13 protein-coding genes are annotated in these 13,613 nt (G+C 65.4%); 11 read left to right on the top strand and 2 right to left on the bottom strand.

Annotated features, from left to right (window positions below):
• The first annotated feature begins 170 nt into the window (after positions 1-170).
• From QZY03_RS16915 to QZY03_RS16865, 11 genes are all read left to right on the top strand, one after another.
• Positions 171-1,238, top strand: coding sequence for an AraC family transcriptional regulator (locus QZY03_RS16915; protein ID WP_295583094.1), 1,068 nt, complete (start codon positions 171-173; stop codon positions 1,236-1,238).
• A gap of 10 nt (positions 1,239-1,248) precedes the next feature.
• A complete protein-coding gene (locus QZY03_RS16910; RefSeq protein WP_295583092.1) occupies positions 1,249-3,750 on the top strand; it encodes a mechanosensitive ion channel domain-containing protein in 2,502 nt (833 codons plus the stop codon).
• 289 nt (positions 3,751-4,039) lie between these two features.
• A complete protein-coding gene (locus QZY03_RS16905; RefSeq protein WP_295583090.1) occupies positions 4,040-4,228 on the top strand; it encodes a hypothetical protein in 189 nt (62 codons plus the stop codon).
• Positions 4,229-4,336: 108 nt separating this feature from the next.
• Positions 4,337-4,879: a hypothetical protein gene (locus QZY03_RS16900; protein ID WP_295583088.1), complete on the top strand. Its 543-nt coding sequence runs from the start codon at positions 4,337-4,339 to the stop codon at positions 4,877-4,879.
• A 166-nt stretch (positions 4,880-5,045) separates the two neighbouring features.
• Complete coding sequence (locus QZY03_RS16895; RefSeq protein WP_295583086.1) at positions 5,046-5,399, top strand: hypothetical protein; 354 nt, start codon at positions 5,046-5,048, stop codon at positions 5,397-5,399.
• 199 nt (positions 5,400-5,598) lie between these two features.
• Positions 5,599-5,934: a hypothetical protein gene (locus QZY03_RS16890; RefSeq protein ID WP_295583085.1), complete on the top strand. Its 336-nt coding sequence runs from the start codon at positions 5,599-5,601 to the stop codon at positions 5,932-5,934.
• A 42-nt stretch (positions 5,935-5,976) separates the two neighbouring features.
• Positions 5,977-6,162, top strand: a complete 186-nt coding sequence (locus QZY03_RS16885; RefSeq protein WP_295583083.1) for a hypothetical protein — start codon at positions 5,977-5,979, stop codon at positions 6,160-6,162.
• A gap of 113 nt (positions 6,163-6,275) precedes the next feature.
• A complete protein-coding gene (locus QZY03_RS16880; protein ID WP_295583081.1) occupies positions 6,276-7,511 on the top strand; it encodes a DUF1254 domain-containing protein in 1,236 nt (411 codons plus the stop codon).
• A complete protein-coding gene (locus tag QZY03_RS16875) occupies positions 7,512-8,933 on the top strand; it encodes a DUF1254 domain-containing protein (RefSeq protein WP_295583079.1) in 1,422 nt (473 codons plus the stop codon).
• A gap of 81 nt (positions 8,934-9,014) precedes the next feature.
• Positions 9,015-9,809 (top strand): hypothetical protein, encoded by a 795-nt coding sequence (locus QZY03_RS16870; RefSeq protein WP_295583077.1) that lies wholly within the window; start codon positions 9,015-9,017, stop codon positions 9,807-9,809.
• 118 nt (positions 9,810-9,927) lie between these two features.
• Positions 9,928-10,710 carry a hypothetical protein gene (locus QZY03_RS16865; RefSeq protein ID WP_295583075.1) on the top strand — a complete coding sequence of 261 codons (783 nt, stop codon included), beginning with the start codon at positions 9,928-9,930 and terminating at the stop codon, positions 10,708-10,710.
• 571 nt (positions 10,711-11,281) lie between these two features.
• On the opposite strand, the gene QZY03_RS16860 is transcribed toward QZY03_RS16865, so the two are convergent.
• Positions 11,282-11,830, bottom strand: a complete 549-nt coding sequence (locus tag QZY03_RS16860) for a L,D-transpeptidase family protein (RefSeq protein ID WP_295583073.1) — start codon at positions 11,828-11,830, stop codon at positions 11,282-11,284.
• Between the two features lie 216 nt (positions 11,831-12,046).
• On the bottom strand, positions 12,047-13,243 hold the full coding sequence (locus QZY03_RS16855; RefSeq protein ID WP_295583071.1) for a class I SAM-dependent rRNA methyltransferase: 1,197 nt from the start codon (positions 13,241-13,243) through the stop codon (positions 12,047-12,049).
• Positions 13,244-13,613: the final 370 nt, after the last annotated feature.

Genomic DNA, 13,613 nt, shown 5'->3' with positions numbered 1-13,613 from the left:
CGGTGATTATGGCTGACAATTGATACACACCGCGCTGCCGCTGAACCGCGGCCTTGAGCGCCAGCCCTTGGCTGACCAATGGCATGTCAATCCGCGGGGCCCTTGCCATTTCGCGACAGACAGGGTAAACGAACAGGGAATTACCACTTGCCATCCGGAGCGATCCCACGGTGCGCCTATCCCCTGCCCGTCGCCACGCATTGGCCGATCTCGCCCTCTTGGACGAGGGTTGCGTGCGCATGGCGCCGCTCCTCGTGGTACCGGCGTTGCTGAGGGAGATGGGCCACGATCCGGGCCAGTTGATCGCGGAGGCCCGGCTTGACCCAGCCCTCTTCGCCGACCCGGAGAACACCATCGCCTTTGCCGACGGGGGCCGGTTCCTTGCCCAGTGCGCGACCCGGACCGGTTGCCCTCATCTGGGACTCCTGATCGGGGAGCGGCAAGACCTGGCCGTGCTGGGAGCCCTGGGGCACCTTGCGCGCCATGCTCCCGATCTCGGCACCGCCCTGCGCAACATCATTCTGTTTCTGCATATCCATGACCGCGGAGCCGTACCCGCACTGTGGGTCAGCGGCGACCGGGCGCTGTTGGGCTATACGATCTACCAGGCCGAGGTCCCCGGTACCGAGCAAATCTATGACGCCGCCTTGGCGATCATCTACAGGATTTTGCAAGGTCTGACCGGTCCAGGGTGGCAGGCGAGCGAGGTGTGGCTGTGCCGCCCGCGGCCCGTCGATAGCGAGCCCTACCAGCGCCTCTACCGCACCGGATTGAGGTTTGGCGCCGAGCATAACGCGGTGGCCTTCGCCGCGGCTTGGCTCGACCGCCCACTGCACGACGCCGACCCCGTGCTCTATCAGCAGACCATGCAGGAGATTCTCGCCCTTTCGGAACAGGGCGGTAGCGATTTCGTCGACCCATTGCGGCGCGTGCTGCGCCGGCTGCTGGTCGGCGGTGCCGGTCAAACGGAGACCTCCCTGGAGGAGGTGTCGAAGCTGTTTTCTATCCATCCCCGCACCCTGAACCGTCGCCTGCGGGACCAGGGCACCAGCTTCAAGGAGTTGATCGCGGTGACGCGCTACGACATGGCGCGCCAGCTCCTGCGCGATACCCGCCTGCCGGTGGCGCAGATCGCAGCAGCACTCGACTACACTGAACCCAGCGCCTTCAACCGCGCCTTCCGGCGCTGGTCCGGGACCGCGCCGCTGGCCTGGCGCGCCGCCAATGCCCTCGTCTGAGTAACGGCTGATGCGTCTACGTGCATTGATGGTGGCCTGGCGGGCGTCAGGGGCAGGATTGGCGGGGTTGCGATGTCCGGGCCACCGACCCCGGAGTTCCCGCTCGCCGGTCTTAGCCGCCGCCTGGCTGGCCGCAGCCCTCACCCTGTGGTGCACCCTTGTCCCGGCGGCGGACGCCCCGCCCGCGGCAATTCCCATCGAGCAGATAGCCCCGAATGCCACCGAGGTGGCGCGCCTGCTCGGCATCGATGCGGAACACACCCTGCCTAGTCCCGAGGCGGAGCTCATCCAGGCGGCGTTGACCACCGCCAGCGCGGACCTTGGCACCGCCTTGGAGCGCACCGAGGCCCTGCTCGGCGAGCACCCGTCGCTCGAAACGCTCCAGGCCCAGGACGATCTGTTGCGGGCCAAGCAGATCCAGTTGACCGCCTGGCTCGACCTGGTATCGGCCCGCGTCACCCGGCTCCAGCAGTCGCGCGATCGGCTCGACACCCTCCAGCAGCGGTGGGCGCTGACCCGCGATGGGGGTCAGATGACGAAGGCCCCGGCGCCGCTCCTGCAACAAGTCCAGGCGACTCTGGGCGCCATCGACGCAGCCCTGCCAGGAGTTCAGGCACAGCGCGACAAGACACTGGATCTTCAGGCCAGGATCGCCCTGGAGGTGGTGCGCTGCGAGACGGCCAGGGCCAGGATCGCCAGGCTCCAACAGGGCGCCGTGGGGGGCGTTCTGGCACGCGATAACCTGCCGCTGTGGAGCCCCAGCCTGTGGGTCCAGGCACGGGCGGCCCTGCCCACCCGCTGGTCCCAGGTCGTCGATGCCTATCGGACGGACTGGCGAGCGTACCTGCGGGAGCCGTCCAAACTGATGCCGCTGCACCTCGGTCTGTTCATCGTGGCCCTCGGCGCGTTGCTGGCGGCGCGCGGCCAGGTGGACGATTGGGCCGCCGCCGGTCGTAACGTATCCCGGATCGCGCCGGTCGTGAATCGGCCCATCGCCGCCGCCGCCTTGCTCGCTTTGATGGTCGCCACGGTGGTCACCGCCCCGACGCCCGCGAGCGTGAAGCAACTGTTCCTGGCCCTGGCGCTGGTGCCGATCATCCTGATCGCCCGCCCGGTGGTCAGCCCCCGCTGGGCCCCGGCACTTTATACCGTCGGAGCACTGTTCGCCCTGGATACCTTGCGCCACGCCTTCGGTGGCATACCGGCGCTCCTGGACCAGGCCATCGTGTTCGTGGAGTCGGTCGCCGGGGTTACCCTATTGGCTTGGTGGCTCGCCCGCGAGCGACGGCGAGTGCCGACGGACGCGCCCGCCAGCCCGGGCACACCGCCGCTGCGGCGGGTCCTGGCCGGTGGGCTGTTGGCGGGGTTGGCGCTGGGCGCGTTCGCCAGTCTCCTGGGCTATCTGCGGCTGGCGCGCCTGACGACGCCGGCGATCCTGGTGGGGGCCGTCGAGGGCCTGTGGTTGTATGCGGCGGTCGCGGTGGCGACCGCGGTGACGGCCTATGCCCTGCGTGTCTGGCCCCTGCGGTGCCTGCATATGGCGCAGCACCACCTGGCACTGGTCGAGGCGCGAGCGCACCAACTGCTTGTCGGACTGGCGGTGCTGAGCTGGTGGATCCGCTACCTCAATTACCTCGGTCTGTGGGAGCCCGCCCTGGCCCATGCCGACACGCTGCTCAGTACCCGCTACGCCTTGGGCAGCTTCAGCACCTCCGCCGGGGACATCCTGGCCTTCGTTGCCACCCTGGTGGTGGCCTATCTGTTGTCGGCCCTGATCCGCTTCGTGCTCCAGGAAGAGGTCTACCCACGGGTGGGGGTTGCCGCCGGCCTGTCCTATGCCGCCTCCAGCGTCGTCCATTACGGGATCCTCGCCATCGCCTTCTTTCTGGCCCTTGGGCTGTTGGGGGTGACCCTGACCCAGGTGACCGTGCTGGCGGGGGCCCTGGGTGTGGGTATCGGTTTTGGCCTGCAGAGCGTGGTCAACAACTTCGTCTCCGGCCTGATCCTGTTGTTCGAGCGCCCGGTCAATGTCGGCGATGCGATCCAGGTGGGGGACTTGCAGGGTCGGGTGCGGCGTATCGGCATCCGCGCCAGCATCGTGCGCACCGCGCAGGGGTCGGAGGTCATCATCCCCAACGCCCAACTGATCACCGGGCAGGTCACCAACTGGACCTTGAGCGATCAGCAGCGGCGCCTGGATCTCCCGGTGGGCCTGAGCTTCGGCGCGGCGCCGACCGAGGTGATCGGGTTACTCGAAGGTGTGGCGCGAGCCCATCCCCAGGTCCTGCAAGACCCGCCGCCCCGGTGCCTGTTCAAGGGCTATGCAGACAGTGCGATCAACTTCGAGCTCCGGGCCTGGACGGACTACTTCACCGCAAACCAGGTGCAGAGCGATCTCGCGGCGGCCGTTTACGATGCGGTGTATGCGGCCGGGTTGAGCTTCCCCTTTCCCCAACGCGAGGCGCGCCTGCTGGATTCGCCGGCGTCGAGCCCCAGTAGCCCAGCGGGATAGTGGAGGAATGTCGCGAAATGTCTATCGGTCCGGCTGCCGAATCATCCAGAATCCGGGGCGCGGCAGGTGAGCGCCGGGGATGAGCACTGGGGTCCGCCGGTGGTCACGGACCGATCGCGGCATTGCCGAACAACCAAGCGAACGGGGGGGGGGGGAAACAGATGAGTCACACTCGCAGACCACTCGCCCTGCGCCTGCGCGAACCGCTTGCGGCCGGGGCCGCGGTGCTCGCCGCACTGGGTTCCATGGCCGGGGCTGCCGCCACCGACGCCAGCCCCAGTGATGGTTCATGCCCTTCTACGCCGATATCGGGGCCGGCTCGTCGAACTGGACCTGGCAGGCCATCCTGGGACTGGGTTACCGCTTCGACTGGGGTGAAGTCACCCTCGCCTGGCGCGCCCTCTCGTACCAATTCGACGAGGGTGACGTCGATGTCACCTTCAGTGGTCCAGGCCTGGGCCTGGGATTCCGCTGGTGAGGTGTTTCTTTGGTTATCCCGGATCCAGGTTCAGGTTCGACCCGAATTGACGAGACCGGCCGATCCCCTGGGTACTCGACTCGCACACATGCTTAAAGAGGCTCACACATGACGACGACACGCAAATTCTTGGCTGCCGCAGTGATGCTGACGGCCGCCGTCCCACTCACCACCGGTTTGCCTCTGGCCAGTGCGGCAGAGCATCAGGAGCCCAAGCCGCAACTGATGTTCGTGCAGACCGCCGACGATCTGAAGGCCGACGACAAGACCCTGCGTCTGGTCAATGTCGGCCAGCAGACCGTCTATTTCTCGGATCGCCCGGTGCGCATCGCCGGACACATCGCCATGCCGGCCTATCTGGAGGAATGGACGGCGAGTGCCGGCAAGGACAACTTCAGTAACGACCCGCCCAACGCCACGCTGTCGGTCTATGAGCCCGGGGGCAAAGAGAACGCCCTGGCGGTGGTCGAGATCAGCCATCCGGTCGTCGAGGGCAATGACATCGTGTACAACTACAAGCTGATCGAAGGCCCCATGCCCAAGTCAGGCGGGGCGACCGCGCTGTTCATTGACTGGATCGGCGTGGGGGGCGGCGTCGGCCCCGGCTTCCATGGTGTCGGACGCGGGGGACGCGGTGTCGGTTTGCGTTGACCCACCGGCGCATCTTGGTCAGGCAATGGTCTTCAACCGCACGCAGGAGTCACTGATGAACCGACCAATCGCATTCACCTTGCTAGCCATGGGCTTCAGTTAGCATCTCGTCGTATCTCGCCGAAATGCGGCGCCCTCAACCATTGACACATCGGAGAACACGCAAATGAATCTCAGACATCTGATCGTCACCTCCACTGCGGCCATTGTGATCGTCCTGGCCGGGAGCGTTGCCGCGGAATCCTACAAGGAAAAGGATGCGGCGGCCGCCAAGGCGGACGCGGTGACCACCGGCGCCGCCGCGGAACAGAAGGAGGCTGACACCCTTCAAAGCCAGGCGGACAAGCTGGCGCAAGAGGCCGCCGCGGCGCGGGCCAAGGCCAAAGCCGACCCCACCGCGGCCAATGAGCGTGCCGCCAAGCTGAAGACCCAGGAGTCGGTCGACGCCGCCGCGGTTGCGGGCGGCATGGAAGGCAAGGCGGCGGCAGACCAGAAGGCGGTCGAGGACTTGAAGAAATAGTCCGCCTCGCCGAGCGGGGCAACTGCCCTGCCTGCGCAGGCTTTCGGAAACCCATGGCGCGTCGCGACACGGATGAAAGCGTACAAGCGCAGCGCCGCCGCGCTGGCGGCATGACCGCTCGCCGCCAATGCGACGCAGACCGGGTGGCTCGGCGCCGTGGTAAAGCGAACGTCTCTTAATCACTCATAGGAGCCTGCCGATGAAAGCAACCAAACTCGTGACTGCCGCGCTGTGCCTTGGGGTCATGGTGGCCAGTGTTTCCACCGGGCTGCATGCACGCGACCGCGGCATCAATCAGCCGGGCGAAGTCGGAAACCACGGCCCCGTCGGTGCCGACCGCGACCCCGGCGTCAATCAGCCGGGCGCGGCCGGCAACGTACACCGCGACCCCGGCATCAACCAGCCCGGGGCGGCTGGAAATGTTCATCCTGAAGCGGGCAGAGACCCCGGTATCAACCAACCCGGCGCGGCCGGTAATGTTCACCGGGATCCCGGCATCAACCAGCCGGGTGCCGTCGGCAACCGCGGCCGCTAGCGCTGCTGCGGCCGCCCTGTCGCAGGACACCGAATGAAAACCATGATGATATCGATCAAGCGCTTAGCCGCCGCACTGTGCTGCGGGGTCTTGGCGGCGTTATCGCTCGCCGCCGGCGCGGCCGAGACCGGGCGGCTGGGCGCGGTGGAGGCGATCAAGATCGCCACCGACGCCTATATCTTCGGCTATCCCCTGGTGACCTTCGACATGGCGCGCCGGCAGCAGTAACTTCTCAATAACCCGCGGCAAACAGCCGATGCGGCTCCGCAAGTCTATGTTTCTCCAAGGGTAGCCCGTGGGCTTGCCGTGACTTATTGAGAAGTTACCGGCAGCAGACCAATGTGGCCGAACCGGATGCCGAGCACGCCCCCATGGGGCAGATGATCCGGATGCGCAGCTACCCGGCGGTAGACAACCACTGCTGCGCCGCACCTAACGCCGACACCCTGTATACGGAGGCTTGGCTCGACGTCTCCGCGGAGCCCGCGATCCTCAGCATCCCGGACATGGGGGATCGGTACTACATCGCGCCCCTGCTCGACGGCTGGTCGGAGGTCATCGCGGTGGCCGGCACCTACACCACGGGCGGCGAAGCGCAGACCTACGCCATTACGGGTCCGGGCTGGTCGGGGCCCTTGCCCAAGGGGGCGACGCAGGTAAAGTCGCCCACCGGCCTGGTGTGGCTCCTCGGACGCATCTACAGCACCGGCACCCCGGAGGACTACCAGGCCGTCCATGCCCTGCAGGACCAGTTCGCGGTCGTCCCCTTGAGCGCCTACGGCAAGCCTTACACGCCGCCGCCGGGCAATGTGGACCGGGGGTTCGACATGAAGACCGCGGTGCGTAAACAGGTCAATGCGCTGGACATCGACGACTACTTCAAACGCCTCGCCGAGCTGATGAAGACCAATCCACCGACGGTACAGGACGCGCCCATGGTGGAGCGCATGGCCAGGATCGGCCTGGTCCCGGGCCAGGCATTCGACCCGGAGAAGCTCGGGTTCCTGGACCGGGAGGCGATCCGGATGGTCCCCAAGCTCGCCCTGCTGGAGATGGGCCTGCACCTTAAGGAGCAGAAGACCACCAACGGCTGGCTCTACTTCACCAAGGGTGTCGGCAACTTTGGCACCGACTATCTGACTCGGGGCATGGCCAACCTGCTCGGCCCCGGCTGGAACCGCCCCGGTGACGCCGTCTATCCGCTGTCGCAGAAGGACGCAAGCGGCGACGAATACGACGGCGAGAGGCACAAGTACATGGTCCGGTTTGAGAAGGGCAAGTTGCCGCCGGCCGACGCGTTCTGGTCGCTCACGATGTACGACGGCGACTTCTTCTTCGTGCCGAACGCGATCGACCGCTACGATCTGGCGCAGCGCGACAGGCTCGTCGCCAACGCGGACGGATCGGTCGAGTTCTACCTGCAAGCCGAGTCGCCGGGTAAGGACAAAGAGGCCAACTGGCTGCCGGCGCCCAAGGGCAAGTTCCAACTCGTGATGCGTATCTATGCGCCGAAGCAATCGGCGCCATCGATCCTCGACGGCACCTGGACGCCGCCGCCGGTCACGAGAGTGCCCTAGATGGTCGCTCGCTCGAACGTACTCGCGCCACGCCGGCGGCGCCCGGCGCTGGCGCTTGCCGGCGCGACATTACTCGCCGCTGCCGCCGGCTGCGGACTGGTCAAGGAGGGCGAGGACTGGCTCTACGGCGTGCAGGCCTATGTCTACGGCTTCCCGCTCGTCGTGATGGACCTCACCAAGGAGGCCGCCACCGCGGCGCCGAACGCCGGCGAATTCACCGCGCCGGTGAACCAGTTCTCGGTCATGACGCAGTACCCGGACGCATCGTTTCGCGCCGTGCCGCGCACCGGCCTGGACACGCTGTTCGCCTGCTCCTGGGCCGACCTCGACGCTGAGCCGCTGGTGCTCTCGGTGCCCGACACCGGCGGGCGCTACTATGTGATCGCGTTGTTCGACCTGTGGAGCAACGTCTTCGCATCGATCGGCCCGCGCACCACCGGCACCACCGCGCAGAGCTTCCTGATCGCCGGCCCGCGCTGGCAGGGCACCCCGCCGGCCAATCTCAAGCAGGTCTACCGCTCGCCGACGCGCTTCGTGTGGGTCAACGGCCAGATGCAGGCCAACGGACCCAAGGACTACGCCGTGGTCAACGCACTGCAAAGGCAATACAAGCTGACGCCGCTCTCGGCCTGGGGCAAGCCCTACCGGCCGCCCGCCGCGGTGCCGGTGGCGTCAGGCGCCGACACCAAGACACCGCCCACCGTGCTGGTGCAGAAGATGGACGCCGGCGCCTTCTTCGGGCGTATGGCGCGGCTGATGAAGGACAACCCGCCAGCGCCCGCCGATGCCCCCATGGTCGCGAAACTCAAGACGCTGGGCATCGTGCCCGGCCAGGACTTCGACATCGCGAAGGTCGATCCCGACACCGCGAAGGGCCTGCAGCGTGCAATGGACGCCTTCGGTTTGCTGCAAAAGGGCGTCAAGAAGCTCAAGACCGTCAACGGCTGGATCGTCATCCCGAAGGACTTTGCCAGTTATGGCACCGACTACGAGACGCGGGCCGGCATCGCGCTGATCGGCCTGGGCGGCATCCAGCCGGTGGACATCTCGTACCCGACCGCGTTCGACGATGGCGACGGCAAGCCGCTGGACGCCGCCAACCGCTATCTGCTGCACTTCGAGCCGGGGCGGACGCCACCGACGCACGTCGGCTGGTCGGTGTCGATGTACGACCCTGCCGGCTACTACGTGCCCAACTTGATCAAGCGTTACAACCTCGCGTCCTGGATGCCGCTCAAGCGCAACGCCGACGGGTCGCTCGACATCTACATCCAGTCCGCCTCGCCGGGCGCCGACCAGGAAGCCAACTGGCTGCCGGCGCCGGGGAGCGGCCCGTTTAACCTCACGGTGCGCGACTTCTGGCCGCAGGAAGCGATGCTCGACGGCAGCTACCAGTTGCCGCCGGTGAAGAAGGTGCAGTGAAGCCACCGCGTCCCGGGCGCCCAGGTTCCAAGCCGATGCACCAAGGTGCTGACGCAACATTCAACAGCAGAGAAGATGCCAATGAAACATGTCGGAAAGACAGCTCGCCGCCTGGCCGTACTGGCCGCCGTATCGGCTGCCGCTTTCATCGGCGCCTGCGCCACCGCCGAGCAGAACATGGCCGCGCAACAGAAGCAGCACCTCATCCCCGGCAAACAGCTCCACGCGACCGGGCCCAACTACCAGTTCTGCGAGGTGGGGCTGTTCTACGGGACCTCCATGGAGAACGCGGTCGCGGACTTCTACAACCCGACCGGCATCGACCACTGCACGCCTGAACAGTTCGCCCAGATCGAGAAGGACAAGGCGCAGATCATCAAGGACAACGGCGCTAGAGACGCCTGGCTCAACCCCACCCGTTACTGGACCTGGGACGAATTCTGGGTCTACGAGGTCGGCGAGGAAAAGCAGTTCGGGCCGGTCAAGATGGCCTATATGGGTGTCGTGCCGGTGGAAGTGATGAAGAAGGCGGTCGGCGCCGGCCACTACCACCCCGGCCAGATCAGTCGCAACAACAAGTACCTGTTCAAGAAGGGGACCCGGGTCTATCTGCTCGACCTGCCCGACGGCAAGGTGCTGGTCATGCAGTCCTGGACCAACTTCACGAACAAAGGCGAGACAGCGGCCAACCTCAAGGACCTGGGCAGCCAGTTCAAGCAACTGCCGCCGGGCTGGAAGTTCCGCACCAAGGTGCTCGACCGCGAACTGACCGTCCAGCCGCCGGCGCCGAACCACCTGGCCTGGGTGACGCAGGATGAGTTCAACAACACCTACCAGGGGTGCGGCTACGACGCGGCCTGCAACTACGTGCCATAGGCGCCATCGGCGTCGCAACGGCGGCGGCCCTCGCGACCGGCAGGTCGAAGCAAGAGCGTGATGAAGGCAAGATCGGACTCTTTCGCAATGGCTTTTTAACAGGTGGAGAACCATGAACATGAGCAAGAACATCCAGTGGGCGCTCGGCATCGTCGTCGCCCTCATCGTCGTCGCCGCCATCGTCCTGTATCCCCGGCTGGTCGTGACCTTGCCGAACGATGGCGCTGACGCGAAGCCGTTCACCTTCAAGGACACGCGTGGTCACCGCTACACCGAGATGTTCCTCATCGGCGGGAATGCGATCACCAAGGATCTCACTGCGAACGTCTACAACACCTACGGTCTCAACGGCGGCGCCACCACCGGGGATTCATGTCCCGCCGCGCTGCTGGACAAGGTCGACGTCAATGAGCTCAAGGACCAGTATCACGTGCTTGCCTCGTTCAAGAACGGTCCCCGCATGTGGACACTTGACTGGATCGAGGTCGAGATGGGCAAGGAGTTGGACTTTGGCGGCATGAAAGCGCGCTGGGTGAACTGGTTGGACCTGAAGGGTCTCAGTCTCAAACCGGGAGGCGGCGACTACAAGAACATCACGGTTGGGCGCCACACCAAGTTCGGCTTCGACAAGGGCAAGCAGGTATTCATCCTGGATGATCCGGAGGGCAACTCGTGGGCCATGAAGTCCTTCAGCCTCATCACCCATCCAGATCAGAAGTTCGACGAGCTCCCGACACTCGGCAGCCGCCTGACGCTTCCCCCAGGCTGGAAGTTCCGGGCGCCGGTGCTCGAACGGGACCTGGTCCTCACGCCGGACAACGGCATCGCGCACATCACGCAGGACGACTTCGGCAACACCTACGACCGTGTGGGCGGGCCCTACAGCAACTTCAAGCCGTAGCGAGGGATAGCCGACAACGGTGTCGCGTGGATCGTGCAGGATGATCTGTTGAACACCTATGACCGCGCTGGCGGCGCCTACAGCAATTTCCGCCCATAAGAGCGGTGAGGTAACGATAGCGCTATTCCTGGCCTGAGCCCGCGCCGTCGGCTGGGACACATGGCTCCCAGCCGACGGGCTTAAGACGCAGTCGGGCATGGGCGGCGGTCGCCATAACGGTCAAGCCTTGGGCCACGATCAGCGCAGAGACACCCTGTTGAAGCGATCAGAATCCGGGCAGGCCCCAACTGCGTGCGCCGCGTATTTGGCTTCGGGCTGCTCCTCGGCCGCCCGCGCCGCTTGGGCGTGGAGTCGGTGGCGCTGTGGGCCATGGCGGAGGTGAAAAATGATTGTCTGAATCGTCCCGCTTCACAAAATTTCACGGCTGTAGTGCCACTGACCGATTTTTTCCGCTATAAGCTAATGATATCAAGAGACAAATAATCGGATGTTAAACTTGGTTTAAGCATCCTGTCCCCAAATCCCCCTATCCAAGTGGGGCCGGATTATTCGCTCAAGAGAGACGGCCCGTCTATTCCTGAATGCGGATGGGCGTGCCGTCGCGCACCAACCGCCAGATCTCGTCCATCTCGTGGTCCTGGACGGCGATGCAGCCATTGGTCCAGTCGCGTCTGCGGTACTCCGCCCTGACCGTTTCGGAGCGGATGTGATTGGGCATTCCGTGCACCATGATCATGCCGCCCGGGTCCACGCCAAGCAGCTTGGCAAGTGCACGATCCCGCTCGTTGGGGTAAGACACGTGGATCGATTTGTAGTAATTGCTCCGTGGGTTGCGCCAATCCAGCAGGTAATCGCCGACCGGTGTGCTTTCGTCGCCTTCACGCATCTTGTGACCCCGCGGATTATCGCCGAGGGCGATGCGGTATTCACGCAGCACCTTGCCGCGATTGAGTAATTGCATCTTGCGTTCGGACTTCTTGACCACCACGCGATCGGCATAGTTGGCCTGGCTCGTGGTTTCCCCGCCGCAACCAACGAACAATAGGGCAACGATCATGGCAAGGGTCGCGGCGAGCGCGCGGCCGAGCCTGCGGTTTCCGATCGGCGCGGCGCGGCCCACGGACGGCAAGCGAGCGTTCTGGGCTAAGCGATCAGGCATGGTTTGGATCCTGAAGGGTGTGTCAGGGCGCACCTGAACTAGAAACGACTAACGGAATTCTAGCTAACCGGCTGGTTGGAAACAATGTCGCGTTGTAAACCGCGCCAGCTCCAGCAATCGTCGAATCTGCCGGAGCCGATCCCATCCAAAAACATCGCGTACCGCGCTGGGCGCGGTTTAGATGCCCGGCAGCACGCGCAGAAACAGGGTCTTGAGATAGGCGGTCTCCGGGATTGCCGGATGCACCGGGTGATCGGGTCCTTGCTGACCGGTCTCCAGCAGTTGCAGGAAGCGTCCGGCCCGCCGACCGGCCTGTCCGACGGTACGCAGGAAGGTGTCACGATCCATGTGGAAGGAACAGGAGGAGGTGACCAGGAGCCCGCCCGGCGCCAGGAGTTCGATGCCGAGCCGGTTGAGCCTGGCATAGGCCTGAAGACCTTCCTTCTCGTCCTTACGGCGCTTGATGAAGGCTGGGGGGTCCAGGATGACCGTATCGAACAGCCGCCCGTCGTCGCGCAGTCCGCGCAGGACCTCGAAGGCGTCGCCCTGGACGGGGTGAACCCGCTCGCCCAGATGATTGCGCTCGGCGTTGGCCGCGACCCGCTCCAGGGCGTTCAGTGAGCTGTCGACGCAGGTGACCTCGTCCGCGCCAAGGGCCGCCGCGCGCAGTCCCCAGGCCCCGGTGTAACAGCAGACATCAAGGACCCGCGCGCCAACGCCAAACCGGGCCAGGCGGGCGCGATTTTCCGCCTGATCGAAAAACCAGCCCGTCTTTTGGCCGCTCCGCGGGGCGACCTGGAAATCGATTTCCTGTTCGGTGAGGATCAGGTCGTCCGCCGGATCGCCCAGAACGGCTTCGACCCCCTGGGTCAGGCCCTCCAGTTCGCGCATCGGCGTGTCGTTGCGCAGCAGAATGGTGCTGGGCCGCAGCACCTGTTCCAGGGCGGCGAGGATCTCGCCGCGGACCCGCTCCATCCCGGCCGTGGTGAGTTGGACACAGAGCAGGTCGCCGTAGCGGTCGACAATCAGCCCCGGCAGGCCGTCGCTTTCGCCGAAGACCAGGCGATAGAAGGGGCGTCGGTAGAGCCGTTCGCGCAGCGCCAGGGCGTTGTGGAGCCGCGCGACCCAGAGTGCCGGGCTCAGCGGACGCGCATGGTCCCGGCTGACCAGCCGGGCGCAGATCAGCGAGTGTGGATTGACATAGCCGTGGCCGATCCAGCGGTCATGGTCGCTGCGGACCTCCACCGCCTGACCGGGCGCCAGATCCTTCAAGGGGGTGGCCGCGGTGTCCACCTCGTTGCTGTAGATCCAGCAATGTCCGGCGAGTAGACGGCGCTCCTGGTCTTTGCGCAGTTGCAGCGGCATGGGCTTCATGGGGGGGTCCTTGGTCGGAGTCGGTGGGAGGAGGATCTGGATCGAAGGCGGCGAACCACTGGTCAATGCCATGGCGGTTGCGGCCCCGCGGGCAGTAGCCTTGGCGTTCAAGATAGCGGCGCAGACCGGGTCGATGCAGCTTTGGGTTGTCGGCGACCAGTCGCATCCCGCTCGCCGGGGTGGTGCGGCTGTCTTCGCGCAGTAGATCACGGGTGCGATTGGTGAGTTCGCGCATCAGATAGGCGACCCGATCATCGGGCGCGATGAAGATGCGCAGATCATAGATACTACGTCGGTCAGTCCCGCGCCGACCCAGACTGACCGAGGTGAGTCCGGCAATCCGTTCGTCCTCGGCCAATGCCAGGTAGAC

Source organism: uncultured Lamprocystis sp., from assembly GCF_903933125.1.
Taxonomy (GTDB): Bacteria; Pseudomonadota; Gammaproteobacteria; order Chromatiales; family Chromatiaceae; genus Thiodictyon.
This window is presented reverse-complemented; position numbering and strand designations above follow the sequence as displayed.